General features: G+C 41.7%; 16 protein-coding genes. All 16 read right to left on the bottom strand.

Annotated elements, in window-relative coordinates; all coding sequences use genetic code 11:
* Positions 1-351: 351 nt before the first annotated feature.
* Positions 352-849, bottom strand: a complete 498-nt coding sequence (locus PG901_RS09175; RefSeq protein WP_271134310.1) for a pilin — start codon at positions 847-849, stop codon at positions 352-354.
* 322 nt (positions 850-1,171) lie between these two features.
* Positions 1,172-1,624 (bottom strand): type IV pilin protein, encoded by a 453-nt coding sequence (locus PG901_RS09170; protein ID WP_271134309.1) that lies wholly within the window; start codon positions 1,622-1,624, stop codon positions 1,172-1,174.
* Entirely contained in the window at positions 1,624-2,190 is a 567-nt protein-coding gene (locus PG901_RS09165; protein WP_271134308.1) for a type IV pilin protein, read from the bottom strand. The genes PG901_RS09170 and PG901_RS09165 overlap by 1 nt, the downstream gene beginning before the upstream one ends.
* A 164-nt stretch (positions 2,191-2,354) precedes the next feature.
* Complete coding sequence (locus PG901_RS09160; protein WP_271134307.1) at positions 2,355-6,353, bottom strand: PilC/PilY family type IV pilus protein; 3,999 nt, start codon at positions 6,351-6,353, stop codon at positions 2,355-2,357.
* Positions 6,354-6,520: 167 nt separating this feature from the next.
* Positions 6,521-7,348, bottom strand: coding sequence for a PilX N-terminal domain-containing pilus assembly protein (locus tag PG901_RS09155; protein ID WP_271134306.1), 828 nt, complete (start codon positions 7,346-7,348; stop codon positions 6,521-6,523).
* Between the two features lie 25 nt (positions 7,349-7,373).
* Positions 7,374-8,375, bottom strand: coding sequence for a PilW family protein (locus PG901_RS09150; protein ID WP_271134305.1), 1,002 nt, complete (start codon positions 8,373-8,375; stop codon positions 7,374-7,376).
* Positions 8,351-9,043, bottom strand: coding sequence for a type IV pilus modification protein PilV (pilV, locus tag PG901_RS09145; RefSeq protein ID WP_271134304.1), 693 nt, complete (start codon positions 9,041-9,043; stop codon positions 8,351-8,353). Before pilV ends, PG901_RS09150 begins: the two co-directional genes overlap by 25 nt.
* Positions 9,040-9,522: a pilus assembly FimT family protein gene (locus tag PG901_RS09140; RefSeq protein WP_271134303.1), complete on the bottom strand. Its 483-nt coding sequence runs from the start codon at positions 9,520-9,522 to the stop codon at positions 9,040-9,042. The genes pilV and PG901_RS09140 overlap by 4 nt, the downstream gene beginning before the upstream one ends.
* 362 nt (positions 9,523-9,884) lie before the next feature.
* A complete protein-coding gene (locus tag PG901_RS09135) occupies positions 9,885-10,688 on the bottom strand; it encodes a ComF family protein (RefSeq protein ID WP_271134302.1) in 804 nt (267 codons plus the stop codon).
* A gap of 27 nt (positions 10,689-10,715) precedes the next feature.
* Positions 10,716-12,167 (bottom strand): phospholipase A, encoded by a 1,452-nt coding sequence (locus PG901_RS09130; protein ID WP_271134301.1) that lies wholly within the window; start codon positions 12,165-12,167, stop codon positions 10,716-10,718.
* Positions 12,168-12,545: 378 nt separating this feature from the next.
* A complete protein-coding gene (dsbD, locus tag PG901_RS09125) occupies positions 12,546-14,750 on the bottom strand; it encodes a protein-disulfide reductase DsbD (protein ID WP_271134300.1) in 2,205 nt (734 codons plus the stop codon).
* A gap of 98 nt (positions 14,751-14,848) precedes the next feature.
* Complete coding sequence (locus PG901_RS09120; protein ID WP_271134299.1) at positions 14,849-15,418, bottom strand: protein-disulfide reductase DsbD N-terminal domain-containing protein; 570 nt, start codon at positions 15,416-15,418, stop codon at positions 14,849-14,851.
* Positions 15,419-15,705: 287 nt separating this feature from the next.
* The gene (gspG, locus tag PG901_RS09115; RefSeq protein ID WP_271134325.1) at positions 15,706-16,167 is read right to left on the bottom strand and encodes a type II secretion system major pseudopilin GspG; all 462 of its coding nucleotides are present in this window, start codon (positions 16,165-16,167) and stop codon (positions 15,706-15,708) included.
* 516 nt (positions 16,168-16,683) lie between these two features.
* The gene (gene gspF, locus PG901_RS09110; RefSeq protein ID WP_271134298.1) at positions 16,684-17,886 is read right to left on the bottom strand and encodes a type II secretion system inner membrane protein GspF; all 1,203 of its coding nucleotides are present in this window, start codon (positions 17,884-17,886) and stop codon (positions 16,684-16,686) included.
* Between the two features lie 79 nt (positions 17,887-17,965).
* On the bottom strand, positions 17,966-19,090 hold the full coding sequence (locus PG901_RS09105; RefSeq protein ID WP_442966884.1) for a hypothetical protein: 1,125 nt from the start codon (positions 19,088-19,090) through the stop codon (positions 17,966-17,968).
* Positions 19,091-19,487: 397 nt separating this feature from the next.
* Positions 19,488-20,429, bottom strand: coding sequence for an AraC family transcriptional regulator (locus PG901_RS09100; protein WP_271134296.1), 942 nt, complete (start codon positions 20,427-20,429; stop codon positions 19,488-19,490).
* Positions 20,430-21,045 lie beyond the last annotated feature (616 nt).

Here is a 21,045-nt window from a genome sequence, read left to right as displayed (position 1 = left end):
TTGTAATAGCAGTACAATAATTTTACTTTTGATACGAGCGCCATTAATTGGATTTAGGCAGTGTTTATTTCTTTTATTAGTGTTTTGGAGATAAGCGATTAGTAGCAAGGGCATAGCGCAGATAAGCAGCCACAGCCTGACTAAATACTCTATAGAAAAAGACTCTATTAGAAATAGCTTTAATAACAAATAACCCGCAAAAAAACTAAGCGCCAATACTAAAGACGCTAGTCTGGGTGATGCCTGTACAGAAATAGCCATAGCAACTACTTATCCAGTAATATTAAGACAAAAAAAGAGACATAACCTGTATGTCTCTTTTTATTAGTTTTGCCATTTACTGAAGTTGTATTAACCGCCAGTAGAAGAAGAACCAGCTGCAGCTGCAGCTGGGCAAGCAGATGAGTTATATTTAGCAGGAGCGGTAGATACACAACTCCAAGTACCTGCTGCAGTACGTGACCAAGTGATCCCTGTAGCGGTATCTTTTAGAGCTGCAGAAGCATCACCACCAAACGTACCTGCAATAGTAGCGGTAGAAGTAAGAGCCGCAGTGTTAGTAACCGCTGTAGTAGGTTTCGCTTTAGCTGCAACTGTGGCAGGAGCAGTTAGACCAATAACAGTTGAACCAGTAAAGCCAAGATCACACTGCCCTGCACCAGTTTGTCCGTCATTTAGACACGTTTCAACAGCTGTTTTAAGAGCACCTAGCTCAGCTACACCACGAGTAACTTGTGACTTAGCGATATAGTTCTGATACTGAGGAATAGCGATCGCAGCTAGGATACCGATAATAGCAACAACGATCATTAGTTCGATTAAAGTAAAACCTTTTTGAGCAGTGTTCATATGAACTCCTTTTGGGGGTATATAAAGATAAGTAGCTGTTGTTAATACAATCGCATTCTATCTTTAGGGATATAATGTATTTTTCTCTTACCATAAATATTGCAGTTACTATGCCAACATAATAAATAGCAAAGATTTTCTTATTTATTAGATTTTTAAAACCGATTTTTAGCAGCCTGCCAATTTTCGACTTTTCAAACGTGACATTAAGTAGCCAATGTTACGCCTAAGCTGCTAAAAAACGTCAGTATACTGATTTTTGTTATTAACAGATAATGGATTTTGACAATTTTTGTCAGCTATTTGCAGACTCATCAGTTTTCTAGTCATTCCAATCGTCATTAGTGCCGCAAACATTAGCTCGACATTTATTATTCTGATAGTTAAGGCTGAGTATGCCGTCATTAGCCATTTGACTGTTAGGATTTGGTGTGGCGATGATACGCCACTCTGAGGTAAGCGGATTGGGAGTGAAACTGATGGTATAAAGCGCTGGGCCTTGCCTAGGAAAGTTACCCCCTAGTCCCGTAATTAAATCATTACTATAACTACCCTGCACTAACTTGCGACTTTGAATCTCAGCTGCGATATTATGCATCTCACTCATCATGTCAGTTCGTTTACTTTTGATCACGTAGCGTTGATAGTTTGGATAAGCAATAGCAGCAAGCACAGCAACAATTGCAACGACTATCATGACTTCTACGAGCGTAAAGCCTTGATGTTTGGCAGACTTATTTGTAATTAAATCATACTTATCGAAAGCTGCTTTCATTACCAAGTTTCCTCACCCGTACCGCAGTTATTGTCTTTAATAGCGATACTATTCGTTTTATGCTGACAGCGTATACCGCTACTGCTAAGCATAATAGTACTACCACCCTTAGCAGGTCCTGAAGTATTGGGTGTGGCCAACATCTTCCATGTCCTACCAGTAATGATAGAGAACCCACTAGGTACTAGCGATTTGCTAGTGTCACCGCCATCGACGAGAGTAATTTTATATCGATAGTTGGTTGCATCGCTGCCATCAGGTACATAAATAGTCTTGTTGGTTGGACTATCCGCATAACTATAGGTTTTAGCATTGGTTGTACCATTAATCACTTGCGGCTGAAAACCTTGGTAACTCAATGCTTTGGAGCGCCAGCCCTCAAGCTGTATCTGCAACTGTAACATTTTTTCTTGTGTTTCACGTTCAGCATTAAGTATGACGTAACGGCGATAGCTTGGGACAGCGATAGCGGCCAGTATCGATATAATAAAGATGACAATCATTAGCTCTATAAGCGTAAAGCCGCGAGTAACCTTAGCTGTACTTGTATTTCTCGTCTGAGTCATGTGCGACATCCCGTTATCGAATGATAAATATGTCACACTACCTACTCTGCGTAGTGCGACTATATCCATATACTGCTATTAGTGCTGTGTTACTCTCGGCGAATGGCGATGACCAAATGATGTACCTTTAGGATACATAGCACCTTCTATCGCCATTATCACTGCTACTTACGTTCATACCATACACGCGGCTGCATCGTATAACGTTCATTAAAGATATACTCACCAGCAGTACCATCACCACCGACCTGTGTAGGACGGCTATCCTCACCCGGATATAGATCTTTGATATTGCTATTATTTTTCAAAGGATCTATACCATATCCTGTTCGGTTGGCTTCTAATGCACGCTCAGTGATAGTGGTGTTGCCAATGAGAACCTTAAGGTCAGTATTTTTAGCATTATATGCACCCAATGTTAGCTCTTGGATACCTTGTCCAGCGGGTAAGTAACCACCTGTCCCTGTTTTTGAGCTAGACTCCATACAAATGCCATAAGGTAGGCAATATAGCTGACGCTCTGAACCACCTGATATCTTCGCAGAACAGCTAGAAACCGTCCCATAGAGCTTATCTGGGTTATAAACAGTGGTATATAGCAAGTTATTAATGACAACACTGTCACCAACGCCTTTATTGTACCGAACATTATTATAGCCATCAAAACGAGTCAACGGATAGTACCAGCCTTGCTTGCTACCTTCTATCATTGCTGACTTTGCTGCATTTTTTGCTGCTTCATTTGGCGCACTACCCAAGGCAGTTGCTAGATTAGTGAGCTTGCTTTCAGTTAAATCTTTTACCGTAGTGGTAAAGCCACTTTTATAGAGCTCTGCATCAGTCACATCATTATCAATAATGCCATATAGACGGTTGGCATAAGAGTTCTCACTGCGTAACGTCGACAGAGGTGCACTACGATTGCCTGATATTACATTAACAAGTGCAAATAATTTACCATTATTCGTACCAGTGCTTTGGTTGCGATAGAAGCTAACCACTGGACGCTCATAAAAACGATACGCAGGTTTGCCACTGGTAGAGCTATTTAATACGCGGACTACACCCTTGTTTGAAAATTTATCAACAGCTTCAAAACCATACTTTTTAGGACGAGCATTTTCAAAATCTGCACGGAAAACTTGACCACCAAGATCAGCGGCGTATATATGATCGACCAGTCCATCGTTATCACGATCTAATACTGTAATCTCACCAGTGATACTATGAATCATGTCCGCTGTTTTGGTATTGACACTACCGCCAGCTTCACCACTGGTTGACCATAGTAACTTACCATCACTTGCATCAATCATATAAACAGCATTGCCTTTGGCTGGTGCATCTGTAGTAGCCATATATTCATCGTCTTCGTAAGCGATATCATAACCACCACCAAATATAAGGACATTGGTAGGTTTATCATCTTTCCCAATGCGGATTTTAGCGGCAGTAGGCTTACTCCAGATTTGACCTAGACGTGAAAAGTTACTGTTTGATGTGGTGTTGTTACGACCTTCTGGAGTAAAAGTAAACATGACTTTAGGGTTTTCTTTATCGGTGATATCCATACCGTAGAATGCTTCACCGCCCATACGTAGACCACCATAGGCAAACATTCCTTTGCCAGATGATTGATCAACCTTCACCTTCTTGCTCTTCAAATCATAATCGTAATCGGTAGTTACCAACCAAGGCGCATCTACACCAAAGTATGGTTCACCAACCTTTGCTTTAGTTGAGTTATCAACCAAAGCTGTAGGTTGATTTTCTAACATCTTCTTAGGGATGATTGCGTATGTTTCTTCACCTTTATCTGCATCGACTAAGTGCAATGCTCCGTCCATAGAACCGAATAACACATAATCGTCACGCGTATCAGTTATACGACCGTTATCATCTAAAGTCGCACTATAAGAAATTGCGGCAGGTTTTGAATGGACAACCCCGCCCAACACTTTAACTTCTTTAGTAGGCTCGGTAAGCGTTAAGCTTTCCACATCTTTATCATCTACTGCTTGTCCATCATTCGTTAAGACTTCATCAAATCCTAAAAAACTGAGTAGACGGCGTTTATTTATTTGCGTATAAGTATCTGTATCTATCAGCTGATCGAACCCTTGCGGCTTACCGTCACCATCAACCCAAACTTTACGCAAGGTGGGCTTTATACTATCACTTGAGGTATGGTCTTCAACATAAAGGGTGCGCAAACTACTGAAACCTGAATTTGGTGCTTTTAATCTAGCATAGACACCACCAGCATTAATATCATTGTTGGCTGTAACTCCATCTACCGTAAAGTCAGAGCTTTGCCATAAATCCTGAGTTTCTTTATCTAGATTACCCGCAACGTCTTTGTACAGCAGCTTACTGTTATTACCAAATAAAGTACCTTGATTTAATTTATACTTCTTAAGATTTCCATCCCAGATACTAGAGCCTGACGCAATATCAGGATCTAACATAGGCAAATAAGCATAAGCTAATTGATTAGCAGTGCGATAAGGATCGTCAGGAATAGTTATGGTACCTGATGGCGCAGTATTAATAATCTGTACTAAACCTGAGGCAAAATCAATAATACTATTCGCAATATCCTCAGACTCTTCAGTATAGTAGAAGCCGCCATCACCAAATGTTTTAGGCTCGGCATCAGCTTTTCGTTCGCCAAGTTTACATAAATTACGGGTGTTTTGATTTACTTTACCTGTGCCACTAGTGGGCCCACTATCACAATCAATCACTTCTTTTATTTTGCCATTGACTATAATCTCTTTTTTACCCGTCAGCCCTGCAAAGTCTTTACCGAAACCGACAGTAGCAGTCTTGATAGGCAGTTTGAGCGGATTATTGGTAGGGTTACGCAATAATGCAGCATATTCTGCCATACAACCCCACGCTCCAGTACTACTGCCACCTGTTAAGCCACTACAGCTGCTCACTGATAATGCTGGATTGTATTCTAACGACGCATTCATCACTGCTTTGGCTCTATCATCACTACTACTATTTGGTTCACCATCGGTCAGTATATAAATACCATTACCACTACATTCTTTAGGGTTTAACGGAGAGAGATATCTGTTTAGAGCACCTCTTTTGGTCGTAGGCTCTGAATCAATAAAGCCACTATCTGAGTTAATGGTATATTGATAATAATTACGCCCATTACTACCCACACCAGTCTCTGTGCCAGCTCCAGTATTAATATAAGTATTATAGCTTGATATTTTACTACTCGTCGTCCAGTCACCCCAACTGCTACAAGCATAAACATATTTATTCGTATACTCATCTAGCGAGAGTAAGTCTTCATTAGAGTTACAACTTCGGTAATAGGTAGTTAACCTATTCTTACTATTATACTGAGACTCACGTTGAGCAACCAGGTTAATATAGTTTTCTGTATCTGTAGTCGTACCCATCATATAGGCACCAGACTCTGCCAAAGCTTGAGCAGTGGGCGTACCACCTTTAGCAATTAAATCCTTAGTTTTTTTAATTAAATCTACCCGCTGTTCAGTATCTAGTGCTTTTGTAGGTACCAAAGTCACGCCTGACTTGCCATTACCATTATAACTATAGTTACCTAGACCTATCTCGTAGTCATCTTGTAAAGAGCCCGTAACTTTTAGACTGTCATCTACTTTGAAAACGTCATCTGCTAATAATTCAATAAGCGCTATCTGTAGACGTACCAATCTAGAATATTTAGTTACTCCACTAACCGTACAACCTGAAGGAGTAAACTCTACTTCTTTGGGAGTTTTATCTAGATCTTTAATCTGTACCAGCTTGCCATCTTCATCTCTGAACAACTCGCCTGTTATGGTAGTTTTATACTTACGCTCATAAACGACTGCCCTAATCTTTTCGGAAGTCACATCATTTGCTTTACAATTAGTAAAATCTAATCCGGTGGCCTTATTGTAATCATCCTTTATAAAACCATCACCCATACTTCCTGACGTATCTAGCATCATAAAGATAGTTGCCGTACCTTGCTTCGCTGGTGAATAGATTTCTAAATCGCCGATGGGCTTACGCTCGACATTAGCAGCTTGTACGATAGTGCCAGTCATACCGATAACGACTGCAGCCGCTAGAGCTTTGATAGGCCATGACTGTCTATTAATTTCAGGATTTGGTAGGTTTTTCATGACTGACTCCTTGAACGGATTGAGTTATCGAGCGAATAATCATTAGCAGTCATTTAATTGCCATTTAACAATTAGTTACTTACTATTTAAGTGTGCTCTAATAACCTTAATAACCTTAATAACAATACTAGTTAAATTATCTTACCTATACTTGAATACAGTGGGTGCTAGCTAGTAGGAAGCGTACAAACGACACCAGCACCTTTACCAAAATCGACACAGTTTTTCCGCATTGATAGGTTTTCTACGTTTGCCATTTCATATAGCACAGTACTGGGAACACCCTCTTCTATCATACAGCCGCCAATAGCATCTTCATCATCTTCAACTGTTCCTACACGACTTGTCTTTTTGAAGCAATCCTTGGCAGCATCTGCTTTACCAGAATAGGCGGGTAGTATTGCCGTACTATTGATATCAAACATAAAAGCTTGGCTCGATATCTCACTACTATCTTGTCCGACAGTATAACTACTAAAAACTTCATTATTGGCACTTGGTGCAGTCAGTGAAATATTTACTTGGGTCATGCTTGCATTACGATCACTAATATAATCAGCTGCTGTCGAAGGATTACAGTAGCCAATATCATTGCCTAGGATATTGCCATCTTTTGTATTAATAGTAGTTTTATTAATATCGAAAAAACGACCACGTGGTCGAAAACAAAATACGTATTCATGTTCAGTACTGTTGGTATCTAAAATAAAATGCCCAAAAGGTCCTGTACGTGACAGCATATCTGTATAGACATCTGCATCGCTACTACCATTAACGCCCTGCTCGATATTCTGATTGGCATTGTCTGCTGACTGTAATAATAAGGTGTTAATTTGATCACTGGTTGCTAATCGCAAATCAGTCGTACTTTGTTTAACAGCAATAACACCGACCAAAATAATCAATACCAAAAACAGCAGCACTACAATTAATACAGCACCTTTTTGTGTTGATATAGAGCCATTTAATGACTGATAACGAGGTGTATTTGACATATTGTCCTCTTTTTTTGATGTAGTGCTAATTGCTATTAGTTGGCATGCCGGTCACTGACATGACACGAGCATTGCGCAATAAGTTTGTTGACTCATAGCTGCGTCGATAGTATTTAGCTGTTTCGGCTTTTAATGTATTATCTGCTCCAAATACATTGAAGCTATTTTTGTCTACACTACTAATCATTGGAGTACTACTGCGAATGATGACACCTAATTTAATCGTTGTAATGGCAGGCTTTTCTCCAACCAAAGGTTTATCAACATCGAGATATATGCTTGAAGGTAGATAGGTCAAGTTATCCACATCTGATAACGTCCCTAATAGAACTTTAAACTGGTCTATAGCAGGTATCATAACTTCACCATTATCACCTAGAGCTGTAACAGCTCCTGCACTGGTCAAACGACCTGCATCACACGCCAATACCAATTTTTGTGAGCCTGCTACTGGAGTGTTACCTGTCACTGGGCGAACAAAATAGCGCTCAATAACCCAGTCACTGCTACCAGCACCGATCTCTTTGCCTTCGCAGTCAAACAAAGGATTTGGGGTTATATTTCTGTATTGAATGGTTAATTGATCGCTTGCAATATTAGTGTTCGAGATTCCCGTCCAACCATTGGCACCTTTTGTACCTGTCTGACCCGCACTGACAGTCAGATAGCCAGTATTTGCATAACTGTTGTTGCCTATATTATTACCTGTTAAAACGATGCCGCCATTTCTTGTATTATCATTAATATTAGTAATCGGATTACCTAGATTAGCAATACGAATTCGATCTTCTAATGATTGTAACGCAAATATCGTACTGTCTTGAACTTCTGAAGCACCCTGTTGTACTGTGATCGTGCGAGTACTAATGATGTAAACTTGTATCACTGCCGCTGATATCAGTAGACCTAAGACTAACGATATCATCAGCTCAATGAGGGTAAATCCTGCAACATCAACAGATGAGACAGTAGAGGGATAACTTTTAGCATGGTAACTTTCCATTAATATGCCTCCGATATCAAACATTGACTACCCGTTTTATAAACTCCTTTACTACTGGCACAGGCTTTGTCATCTGTATCATCTAATAGTGCTTTAGTATCATTCCAAGCGGTAACGATACACATTTGCCGTTGAATAGCCTGTATTGTTGTTCCTGGGCAAGTAACGACAGCAAGCTTAATATCTTCATCTTTTGCTAATTTTTTAATCATTAACGCTTCACGAGTGGCAAGCTGATTAATATTGCATAGCTTATTTGGGATTTTTTTACTATTAGCACCTACGGTTGTTGCTGTTGATAGACAATTATTATCACCATTACGTGTGATGACTTTTGTATCTACAGTGATACTATCTATTGCATTGCTGCTGATAATTGCTTGGATAGTTGATACCGCTTTATTTACTACCGGATCTGCTCCCCCTACTGCTGGAGTTTCGACAGTTTCTGTAGGCGCTGCACTAGTAAAACTACTTCCAGAACCAATTACATAAGATTCAGGATAGGCCCGCATAACCTCCGCTAGGTTGCGTACAACAGTCAGTGATTTAGTACGTACCAGACTTTCGTCAGTAGCACTAACCGCTCTTATTTGTAGAGCGCTGAAGCCTAGTATAGCTATAGATAGTAACAAAACGGCGACCAACACCTCGATCAAACCCACACCATGCTGATTACTCTGGCTTTTCATGGGCATGTTCCTCCTGGCTGATCACTAATATTAGCAAGCTTACTGACACTGACCTGCCTTGGACTTGCAGTAACATTGATGTCACAAATAGTATAAGTAATTGCAGTATCTACATGCTTATTCGAATCAAAGCTAATAGTACTTTTAGATTCAGAATCTTTTATTCTACTTTTAGCGCTATAGCTATAGCTTGAAATATTTGCAATATCAATACTTCCTGCATTCGTACCATTATTATTATATGAAAAATTAACGTCTTGACGACGGAGTATACTTTCTACTTTCGCTTCTTTTAATGCATTTTCTAGAGTAGCTGTTGTTGATTTGACGCGCTGATTAGCCAATTGAGTACTAATATTAGGCGCAGCAATACTAACAATAATAGCAAGCACGGCAATCGTTACCATCAGCTCAATCAGCGTAAACCCTGAGCTGCTCATTCGTAATTTTTGTGCTACTTTATTTGCAGATGCGTTCACATCAAATCCCTATCTATAGCTGTCACTATCTTTGATAAATGCTAGGTCTGTCATAGTAATAATTACCGTACCTAGCCCTTCTAAAACCTATTCTCAGCTTATTATTTTTTTAACTATATTCATTATAATACATGCAATTTTTGTTCCAATAGAAACAATCGTCATACAGTAACGATACTTTTGTTCAATGTATTTTTTGATTTAAGCGTTTAAAACGTGAATCGGAGTTATGGCATTTTATTTAAACGATAAAAATCGAAATATGTAGGTAAAATGTGTCAATAATATAACGTTAAGGCAACATATTAGCAACATAATAGTTATTATAAATGAATAGAAGTAATTTTTGATAGGAACAGATTTTACGATTGACTGCCGTGCGCTAACGCATAGGCTGATAGATGATATTGATGAGAGTTCTTAGAATTAATGACTGACAAGCCTGTAAATTGACTGCTTAAAGCATGACCTAATGCTTGTAGGCTCGCGCCTGTAGTCGCGACATCATCAAATAATAATAAGCGTTTAACCGGAGGATTTTCGCTTAAAGCAAAGGCATTTTCTAAGTTGGTTAAGCGCTCGGCACGTGTCAGCCCTTGTTGACTGATAGTATCATCGATACGTTCTACTCCTTGCCAAAGTGGAATATGCCAATGCTTAGACAATTGCGCGGCTAAAATACTAACCGGGTCAAAACCTCGTTTAACAAGGCGTTGCTCTGTCGTTGGCATCGCAACAATGACACTATTATCCTGATGGCAGCCGTGCGGCCTAGGCAATTGACGCAATACATGCACTAATAACGGCAACTTGGTCATATCTTCATGATGCTTAAAAGCACGAATCGCCTGTCGTATTGGATAATCGTAATAGGTCGCTGCTTGAATAGAGAGAACAGTACCCGCAGCGATATCAACCTCAAAGAGTTTGGGTAGCCATGCGATACTGTGATGACAATGTGAGCAGAGCAAGCCGCTATTAAAACGGTTATTAACTTGCTGGCGCAGTTTGGCAAAAAATGAATGCTTATTTGGCGGACTTGATGAGGAATGAGTTGGTAGGTGTTGTAATTGCGGTGTACTGCGATAAATACGGCATAACTGGCAGCGTATGTCTCCATACTCTGCCAGCCATAGTCCGCTTTGATAAGGCGCTAAATGGCGCATCGGACGATGTCTATAGACGCGCTTATATTAGAAACCTTTCCAATCGTTAAGCATGATACCAAAACCAATAGAGGTGTTTTCATGATTATAATCAATAATGGATTCGCCATAACCTTGGAATAGCTGTACATAGGCATTGACGTTTTTGCTTAATGGATAGACATAGTCGACTTGCGCCGCGCCTTTATTGGTGCTTGGGTTATAGCGCAAGGTACCGCTGATACTCTGTTGCGCAGGCAAGTCATATAAGAATTTGATATCACCATAACCCATGTAATCTTCAATATCTGGATTGTCTTCACTGCTAGAGCTCTCGTTATTAACGCGGGCCCATAGACGCGGTATAACCGACAGCTTGCCCCACTCTGCCCCTGCCATGAGATACGCACGATTCCACGAGCGTGATAATGGCTCATCTTGCCCATTAGAGTGGTGGATTGCCCCCGCACCCAACATGCGTAAACGGCCACCAAAAGGCAAGTCGGCTGACACTGGCTGAGTCAAAAATATCTCAGGCTGATAGTCGGTCGCGCGAAATGGTCGCGAGTTGTCTTCATTATAAACTTGCCAGTGCGACTCTTGGGTATAACCAAACCACAAATCTGCGCTGGTATCGAACAAATCTTCCATGACCTTGGTCTTCAAAGACAGCTGGAACTTTAGCTCAGTATTGCGCGTGTCGTTAGACGTTAAAGGCTCTGTAGGTAGAGACGGTGTATTTGGGCCTAAATTGGGATCAAAGGTATAAAATAGCGGTAGTATATAGGTCGGTCGGTACGGTCTAGCGGTCCACTTCCCGCGCTCACTGTTTTTATCCAAATCATAAGACAAGCTTAGTGGGGTGAATTTTTCGATGTCCGTTTGGGTTACACCCACGCTTTCTAATACCTCAGCTTCTCTTTGCGTCAGTCCAACAGTATCTAAGCTTTCTGTATCCGCAGGCTGACTGTCTGCCGCACCATTGTCTGCCGCATTGCCATTCGTCATGACGGTGCTATTTTCTTCTACAAGGACAACTTGTGGATTACCGGCAAGCGTGCTTTGAAAGGTTTTTGCCAAATCTACTGGCTGCTTAGTGGTGGTATAGCTTGGCTTTTTGCCTTCTTCCGCCACTTTATCAAAACAGGCCAAACGGGCCGCACTGGTCTGAACTTGGGTACATTCATAAAATAATCGTGCTTGCTGCGCGACAAAATCTTTGCTTATGACTTTATCGCTTTGTGCGGCTGCATTCGAATTTACAACGCGCTTATTGACACTTTTTGAGGACTTATCCACTTCAGCCTCAAATGCGATATCCTCTACAGGCAAATCCTCATAAATTTCACCGCCATTTGCCGCATGGCCTTGCAGCGTAAAACAAGTAAGCGCCATACCGACCGCTATCGTTAAATAGCGTTTAGGCATCTGAGAGTTGGTGTTTTCTCGCGCTTTAATAAAGGGCAAAGAGGTGTGCTGCGGAGTAATATGGAAAAGCATAAGTGTCCTTTATCTAACTGACATCATCGTCAGCAGAGTATATGAGATAATTAATATAGCCATTAGCATTAACGCTAAAATAGAATAAGAACTAAAAGAAAATCAATAAATTGGGACATAAAAGGCAGCCATCACGTAAGGTAATGCTCCTTCGGCAATGTTGCTTTATTGTAATGAAAATATGTGTACTATACTAGCGTTATCGCTGCATTATACCAGTATAAATAATAAGCTAAATAAGAATAAGTGCCGCGAAACCAAGACTTTAGCGCATAAACTAAACACGCCATTTAATAAAAGTAAAAAAGCCAACGCCCTATTATTAAAGGACATTGGCTTTTTTCTATTAAGAATAAAGAAAGACTTATCTAAATGGCGTTATTGGTTTAGTGCCGTTAAGGTTTGCTCAAACTCAGAGCGACCAATTTCACCGACTTGCTGATTGGTCAATTGACCGTCTTGATAATACAGCAATGCTGGCGGACCAAATAGTTTATAACGCGCTAATATAGCTTTAGAATCGGCTGTGGTTTCTGTGATATCAAGTCGCACCAACTGCCAATCTTGCATCTGCGCTGGACGATTATGAAATAAATTCTTATCCATAATCCGGCATTCAACACACCAGTCGGCGGTCAAATCGACAATAACTTTGGGGTTGGCGGCGATAATCGTATCGAGCTCAGCAAGGGTGGTGATATGTTCGTCTGTCGCATTATTATTGGCCATTGGCTGACCTGACGTCGTTTGCATCATTGGCGCAGCACTTAATGACGCCAGCGGATGTAAGCTATCATCATTGCCCAATGCTGCACCAATAATTAAACAAGCTGCCCAAATACCGGCAATCAGCCCTAGCGCTTGGGTCAGCATACGACCTTTACCCAACCAGCTCCACGCCCACATTGCAACGACCATAAACCATAGTGCCCACACCATCAGCATCACAGGTGAGATAAAGACACGCTCAATTAATAACAGTGCAACGGCAAAAAGCAATAAAGCAAAACCTTGCTTAACCCAATTCATCCACTCGCCAGCTTTGGGCATGATTTTACCTTGGGTGGCACCGATTAAGATAAGCGGCGCTGATAAACCAAAACCTAGCATAAATAAGGCGGCAAACCCAAGTAGCGGGCTACCAATTGTCGATACTGCAAGCAGCGCACCAAATAATGGCGCAGAAACACACGGCGATACCACTAAAGCAGATAAGAAACCGGCGATTAAGCTACCGCCCGTACTACCAAGTTTGCTATCCCCTGCTTGGCTTAAGCCCTGCATTTTACGGCTAATAAAACTTGGCAGACGAATGCTAAACACACCTAGCATATATAACGCCAGCAGGACAAAGACAATGGCAAAGCTAATCAAGATAATAGGGTTTTGCAGCCAACCAATAATGCCTAAGGATTCGCCAAACACAGCGATAACCGCACCCAAAATACCATAAGCCGTTGCGACACCGATAGCATAACTGCTGGTCAAAATAACACCGCGTTTCACCGTTGGGTTATCTTCGCGAGCAACGATATTGGCGACAATCGGTAGCATCGGCAACACGCATGGTGTCAATGCCAAGCCTAACCCTGCCAAAAATAATAACACCAATGCCAACCACGGATGCGAGGCCAAGCCAAAAGGATCGCTATCGACCGCATTATTGCCAGTTACTGTATTTTTATCTGTTGCAGCAGCATTATTTATTGCAGCGCCCTTGTTTGTAGGCTCACTTGTGACATTGCCACCTATCACCTGTTCATCGGCACCAGAAATGGTATTGCTAGCACCAAGCTCTGCCTCCAAAGCCTCATCATCTAACAAGGCATAATCAATCACTTCATCATCTGACGAGTTTTGCTCTACAGCAGCATTATTGGCATCAGTTGCACTTGTAGATAACTGAGCACTGTCTGCAACGCTACCATTCGTTGCAGAATTTGTAGCGGAAGTGCTGGCGCTATTTGCGGCAGGCTGTGGCGTTGCTGCAGCAATATTAACCGTGGTGCTGATTTTTTCAGGTGGATAGCACAGCCCTGCTTTGGCGCAGCCTTGCCAACCAATCGTCACAGCAGCATTATCCAAGCTCTTGCCATTACTATTGTTCAAAATGGTGCTGGCAACCATATTGGTTTGATCAAATACCGGTACGCGCCCGAAAGTTGGATCATCGATTGAAATTGGCTTTTGGCTAAAGGTTAAAGGTGCAGCGCTCACGCCAGCAGGCAGCGTTAGCTTAATTTGGTCTTTATAAACATAATGCTCAGGCGTGATGTCAAAATTAATCGCTAAGCGGGTGCCATTATTGGCAGGTTTGCTACTAATGCTGACCTGAAAAGCTTGATCAACTGACAAAAACTTCGGTTGGGCAGCACTTTTATTACCGAATAAATCACCCAGTCCTGCCGCTTGCGTGGACATGGAGGTCGCGCTCACTCCAGTAGCAACTAGCGCAGTCAGTCCCGTCGGTAAAAGCCCAGTAAACAATGAGCCACTGGCGATAGTAAATGCTAAGAGATACGACTTTTTGGAAGCACGAGTCGTGGTTTGCGATGAAGTTTTTTCTGCTGTCTTAATGGACATGAAACGCTACCTATTGATGACTAATATGCTATGTATTACCTATGCTTGCTTGAATTGAAGCGCTATCTATTTACGTGATTATTTGCTGACGGAATTATTTATTTACGTACCGTAGCAATATTTACCGTGGTTTTTATTTTCTCTGGTGGATAGCATAGCCCCGCTTTGGAGCAGCCTTGCCAGCCAATGATAACTGGTACATTTTTGGCGCCTTTACCATTATTGGTGGTCAACGTGGTGGTTGCGACCATATTTTTTTGCGTAAAGACAGGCACTTTACCAAAGGTTGGATCATCAATAGACACTGGCGACTGACTGAAGCTAAACGGCGCGGCACTGATACCCTTAGGAAAACTGACAGTAAGCTTGTCTTTATAAACGTAATGCCCAGGCGTAATATCAAAAGTAATCGATAACTGCGTACCTTTAGAGGTCGCTTTGGTAATACTGCCCACTTGAAAGGCTTTATCGACCGGCAAAAACTTCGATTGCGCTGCATTATTATTGCCAAACAGCTCACCTAGACCTGCTGCCTGCGCGCTCATCGATGTCATTGATAATCCTGTCAGCAATGAGCTGCTCATAAGAGCAAGTGCCAGTAAGTGAGATTTTCGAGAAGCGCGTTTGTTAATATCGGTTGCTGTTAAAGTTGCTGTTTTTATAGACATAAATAATACCTCTGATGACGGACTTTAATTATCGCTTGTTATAACCGCTTGCAATAAGCGCTGATTAAACCCTGACTGTTTTGGCGATAGTATGAACATCAGAGCATACAGTAATGATATTGCTGCTTAGAATCTGTACTGATACTTATTTTAGTTTTAATAAAAAATATCAACCAATAAAGCCTTATTGGTTGATATTTAGAGAGTATTAATACGGTCTTAACCTATAAAACTCAATTATTAGCGAATAACTGACGGCTTATTTCTAATAATGCTTCAAGCTAACTTTATAACTGAGCATAAATATCCGCATCTTGCCCTTCACCGCCCTGCTGCCCATCTGCACCCAACGAAAATAGATCATAAGGACGGCCTTCACTACCCGGCGCTACATACTGCATCTCATTTTCCCAACCATCGGTCGGATAGCCACCTTTGATATAACCACCATCAGGATAGTTTTTGGCATCGGCGGGCGGTGTGGTCAGTGCTTCTAGACCTTGGGCAGTGGTTGGATAACGTGAATTATCAACCTTGTACATATCAAGGGCATTGGATACCGTAGCAAGCGCCGTTTCAGTGGTTTTGACGCGGGCTTTATCACTTTGCCCGACCACTTTTGGCACCACCAAACCTGCAAGGATAGCCAAAATCACAATCACCACCATAATCTCAATGAGGGTAAATCCAGACTGGCTACTGCGCATTGGCTGATGGCCGCGCATCGTGGTTTTGCTATCATCATTCATAATAGCGTCAGGTGTTTGGGCGTTATTAATAGCAGTCTGCGGCATTATATTTACTTGGTTTTTTTTAGTCATAATCATCGCTTTTATCGTCACAGTTATATAAGTGGTCAGGAGCGCTCAGGTAATATTAGCGGGGTCTTAGTGAATATTGAATCGATTATCACTATAGACCATGCTTTTATTTTTATCCAGCGCTGCGATTAGATTATCCTTACGGTTAATGGTTTTGCCAATGTAAACCTGATAAAAGCGGCAAATCTCATATGAGCAGATAATAAATAATATAAAACCTTTAGAATACAAAGTGAAAGTCAAAGCGGATTGACGCTAGCTACTATAACCCAATGCCTAAGCGGACTGAAGCATATAGCCCGCGTCTTCAACAATGTACAACAGTGAGCAAAGCTTAAGAAAGCTAGCGCAGGATTTGGTAAGGTAGATAAAAAGAATGTTTAAGTCGGATAAGAGTAAATCAAGTAAGTTCAAGCGATTTAGATATATAAGAAACAGTGTTTACTAGCCTGCCAAGTCATTCATATTAACAATCGGCAGCATCACCGCCATCACAATAATCATCACCACCACACCCATAAGTACTAGCATCAACGGCTCAAGTAACGACAGCAAGGTGCTGATAAAATTGGTCGCTTCCGCTTCTTGCATATTAGCCGCGCGGCTGAGCATGTTTTCAAGCTCACCTGAATTTTCACCACTTTTAATCATTTGTACCATCATCGGCGGAAAGTAGGTAGATTTTTCTAATTGACTTGATAAGCTTGAGCCTTCTGTCACCCTATCAGCTGCGGTGATAATGGTTTTTTGAATGTGTAAATTGGTCGTCACCGCCGCCCCTATATGCAGCGCTTCAATCAGCGGCACACCTGAGCGCACCAATATCGCAAGCGTACTGGCAAAGCGTGCGGCATTAAGCCCTTTTGATAAGCGCGCCAATATCGGTAGCCTGAGCACAATGCTATCTATCGCTAATTTACCCGCTTGGGTTTGGGCAAAGCGATAAAACAAAAACGCCGCTCCTGCCAATACCAAAAGCATCAACCACCACCACTGGGTAATGATATTCGATAAGCTCAGGACAATTTGGGTAATCAGCGGTAGCGCTTGCTCAGATTGCTCAAAAACTTTGACAATTTTTGGCACCACAAAGCTCATCAAGCCCATAATTACCCCGACTGCCATTACCATCAGCACAATCGGATAGACCATCGCCCCTTGGATTTTCTTTTGTAGGGCAAAACGGTTTTCGGTGTAATCTGCCAATTGATTGAGGATTAAATCTAAGTGACCTGACTTTTCCCCTGCCGCAATGGTGGCAATATAAAGCGGCGGAAAACTGGCCGCTTGTTGCAACGCCCGCGCTAAGCTTAAACCTTCTAGCACATGCGAGCGCACCGCAAGCATCAATGATTTGATGTGGGTTTTTGGTGATTGCTTAGCAACTGCTGCTAAGGTTTCTTCGAGTGGAATACCGGCGGCAAGTAATACTGATAATTGACGGGTCAGCAATGCTAACTCATAAGCAGACGGTTTTTTATAGCGGTTTTTATTTTGGCTTTGTCTATCATTGACAGCTGTGACTTCAACGGGCGTCCATTGTTTATCACGCAGCTGCTGGCGCACTTGCCGCGCAGAATCGCCTTCAAGTAAGCCTTTTTGGACACTGCCATGATCGTCTAACGCTTTATAATGATAAGCGGGCATAGCAGTCAATATCCTAAGGTGGTCAGTTAAAAAGGGTAATAAATCGACGTTGTAATGTAAATGACAGAGGGTTGATAATTTAGAAAAGCGGCGTAGAATCACTGCTATCGGGCATTAAACCTTGTAATAATAAAACATCTAAATGCTGTTGTTGTAGCTTTTTATCGAAATCATTGACCTCAGCAATCAGCATTCGCTCGATACGCTTGTCACTGGCAAATACGCTCAACCTTGCACAAATAACCGCCAATTGATAAATACGTTTTTTACAATAACCATCTAAGCCTTGCAGTAATCTCACCATATGCGGCGTCTCTAAACTGGCGTATTCATAGTCACTCACAACCTGCGGGCCCAGCGCTGTAACCCCATAACTGATAGACAAATGGGCGCAGAAGTAACAGCTAAATAAGTAACCAACCACATGACCAATATAATAACCGCGGTCATAAGTAAAGCTGCTAACCCCAAAGTGCCCGAGGACATAGCTATTTAAACTACCTTGATCTAAGATAGGCTTGCCATGTTTGAGCTTACCGATGGTAGCAAAGCGTAGTGGATTGTGCCCATCTTGCGTCGTTAACTGCCAACCGGCGGGCTGCTGCGCGGGCATATGACGCACAATATCTTCGATAATATCATCAACCACATGCAGCTGCTGCCATAGCCGCTCTAGCCCATCGGTATCCATAAGACCACGTTTATCCAGCTGCTGCGCCAGTAAATATTGCTGATACTCTGCAAACTGTGTTTTTAGCGTTTGCACCAGATAAGTAGGACGGGTAGCAGCAGACGCCATATAAAGTTGGCGCGTGCGCTCATGCTGAGCACGATAAAGCGCCACTCGCTGAGCGGCGACATTGATCTCTGTGTTGGCAGTACTTAGGGTTTGATGGGCAGCTAGTTGGTTAGTATATATTTGATTAGCAGGTATTTCGTTGTCACTATTCACGCCAGCTTGTTCAAGCGGTAATTGTTTAGATGCTGATTTTTCAGCGGCTAGATTTTCGCCTGATAATTCGTCAGAGTTATGCTCAGCATTTGGCAAAGTAAATAATGCTAATAATGCAGCTTTATCAAGCGCAGCCGTCACTTGACCTTTTTGCTTATTTTTTACCGTTCGCTGATTGTTTTTTACCTTACTTTTAACGTCTTTTTGATTAACGCTTTTTTTATTAACGTCGTCTGTATGATTAGTAGGCATAGTAGCGCCTTGAGAATCATTTAAAGTTACGGTTGGTTTAGCGGTCGGTTCAGTCATAAAATACCATCAGCTGCAAAAAATCAACATTACCCAAGTCCTATTAGCTATCACCATCGCATGGCTGTCATACCATGAGATTGAGATATTACCTGCTAAAAAATTAACGCATCAACGCGCATCAGTACATCTAGTCTTGGGCAACTCATGATTCTATAGTACCTGAACCTCAGTACATTGTCAGCTGTCCATCACCGAAATACTAGGCATCAAACTCAGTGATAAAGGGTCTGTTAAGCAGTAAAAACATCCAATCCATAATGAGTATTGAATAAAAAAAGCGCTCAGGCACATAAATAGCCGGAGCGCTTTTTAAAGATACACGACAGTTAAGAGCTGACTAAGCAAGCGTTTGCTGCTGATACTGCTGGCGATAGGCTTTTGGCGAAACACCATAAACACGCTTAAAGGCTTGGCTAAAGGTTGAGTCTGAAGCATAACCGACCAATTCACTGATACGGCTAATACTATTTTGCTGCAAACGCAGATAGCGGGCGGCTAAGCGCAGGCGATAATCCATCAAATAGGTCAATGGTGGTATGCCGACCACTTCTTTAAAACGCTGTGCAAAGCTTGAACGTGACATTCCTGCCACCTCAGCAAGCTTATGAATCGTCCAATTTTTGCTTGGCGACTCATGCATCGCTACCAGCGCTTTGGTCAAAAACGGGTCTTTCATGGCGATGAGCCAATTATCAGTCGCTTCAGGTAGACTTTCAATATATACCCGCAGGCACTCAATCATCATGATACTTGCCCAATGATTGATGACCGCAGCTTTGCCCATACGCTCGTGTTCAGTCTCTAACGTCAGCAGCCGAATCTCGACATCAATGACTTCAAACCGCCCATCAGCTTCTTCGCTGATTTCAGGCAATATCGCTGGCAAGACGGACAATAAAGGCCGAATCATCGCCTTATCGTACTTACATTCAATCAGTATCAGCGACGAATTGGGTTCACCGTCAACCTCACCCTGAAGATCCAGTGTATGCTTTTGACAATTTGCCAATGACTCATCTAACGATGCAGCATTATCACCATGATGATTTAGCGCGTAACTGACATGCTTATGGGCACTTGGAACCATAATCATGTCGCCAGCATGCACTTCTCGCGGACCATTGCTGACATCAATAACAAAACCACCCGACATCACCAAATAAAATAAAATCGTATCCTGTCTTGTGATTGAATAAGACCAATGACCAGCGCCATTTAAACGATAATATTTCGTTTCGAATAAATGCACATTTTGTAGCAACACGCTCAGTGCGTCCATCCATCACTTCCTCAGTAATATGTACGTAATAGCCATCAGATTTAAAAAGAGACAAAGCGCTTATCACTGCAAAATCTCTTAAAGTATTCAAGGTGCAATTTTTATTTTCTATAAAGGATTCACTTTAAAACCGATACAGTGCGATTGGGGTGAATGTTGCGTGTTGCGTGGCCGCTATGATAGCCGCAAGCAAGGAGGATTTATACCCGTCGCATCGCCCATCACTATTAACGTATCAATTTTATTTTGAACTAACGATAAAAGTTTTATTTTTAATAAAGTCGAAGCAAAAAAACGTCTAAAAACACCTAGAAACATCAAGCAAATAATTTGATTTAGCAGCTGGATTTAAGAACGGCTATCAAACATTTATTTGAAAACCCTAGCAAGTCAGCAAAAACATCTATCATAAGAAAAAAAGCGAAAAAAGGCTAGCAGGCGCTTAGATAATTAAATGCCTAGGAAGTTTATAACTTATAAGAATTAAAACAGCAGATTGACATACTCCTCCACTTTCGCCAAGCTCAAGCGGGGGATTCTAGAAGCAAACGCTCTTAGGCGACATTCTCACGAGTATCACAAGTTTTCTGCTTCATCGGGCGACCTTTACTGCGTG

The organism is Psychrobacter sp. ANT_H3, assembly GCF_027919975.1.
Classification (GTDB): domain Bacteria; phylum Pseudomonadota; class Gammaproteobacteria; order Pseudomonadales; family Moraxellaceae; genus Psychrobacter; species Psychrobacter maritimus.
Note: the sequence above shows the minus strand (reverse complement) of the source record. Positions and strands in the feature narration are given on the sequence as shown.

What these genes read in the sequence shown, in the direction of transcription:
- PG901_RS09155 (WP_271134306.1), bottom strand. Translation starts at nt 7,348, where the DNA reads ATGTCAAATACACCTCGTTATCAGTCATTAAATGGCTCTATATCAACA.
- PG901_RS09170 (WP_271134309.1), bottom strand. Translation starts at nt 1,624, where the DNA reads ATGAAAGCAGCTTTCGATAAGTATGATTTAATTACAAATAAGTCTGCC.
- PG901_RS09160 (WP_271134307.1), bottom strand. Translation starts at nt 6,353, where the DNA reads ATGAAAAACCTACCAAATCCTGAAATTAATAGACAGTCATGGCCTATC.
- PG901_RS09165 (WP_271134308.1), bottom strand. Translation starts at nt 2,190, where the DNA reads ATGACTCAGACGAGAAATACAAGTACAGCTAAGGTTACTCGCGGCTTT.
- PG901_RS09130 (WP_271134301.1), bottom strand. Translation starts at nt 12,167, where the DNA reads ATGCTTTTCCATATTACTCCGCAGCACACCTCTTTGCCCTTTATTAAA.
- PG901_RS09175 (WP_271134310.1), bottom strand. Translation starts at nt 849, where the DNA reads ATGAACACTGCTCAAAAAGGTTTTACTTTAATCGAACTAATGATCGTT.
- gspG (WP_271134325.1), bottom strand. Translation starts at nt 16,167, where the DNA reads ATGAATGATGATAGCAAAACCACGATGCGCGGCCATCAGCCAATGCGC.
- dsbD (WP_271134300.1), bottom strand. Translation starts at nt 14,750, where the DNA reads ATGTCCATTAAGACAGCAGAAAAAACTTCATCGCAAACCACGACTCGT.
- PG901_RS09100 (WP_271134296.1), bottom strand. Translation starts at nt 20,429, where the DNA reads ATGGACGCACTGAGCGTGTTGCTACAAAATGTGCATTTATTCGAAACG.
- PG901_RS09135 (WP_271134302.1), bottom strand. Translation starts at nt 10,688, where the DNA reads ATGCGCCATTTAGCGCCTTATCAAAGCGGACTATGGCTGGCAGAGTAT.
- gspF (WP_271134298.1), bottom strand. Translation starts at nt 17,886, where the DNA reads ATGCCCGCTTATCATTATAAAGCGTTAGACGATCATGGCAGTGTCCAA.
- PG901_RS09105 (WP_442966884.1), bottom strand. Translation starts at nt 19,090, where the DNA reads ATGCCTACTAATCATACAGACGACGTTAATAAAAAAAGCGTTAATCAA.
- pilV (WP_271134304.1), bottom strand. Translation starts at nt 9,043, where the DNA reads ATGAAAAGCCAGAGTAATCAGCATGGTGTGGGTTTGATCGAGGTGTTG.
- PG901_RS09150 (WP_271134305.1), bottom strand. Translation starts at nt 8,375, where the DNA reads ATGTTTGATATCGGAGGCATATTAATGGAAAGTTACCATGCTAAAAGT.
- PG901_RS09120 (WP_271134299.1), bottom strand. Translation starts at nt 15,418, where the DNA reads ATGTCTATAAAAACAGCAACTTTAACAGCAACCGATATTAACAAACGC.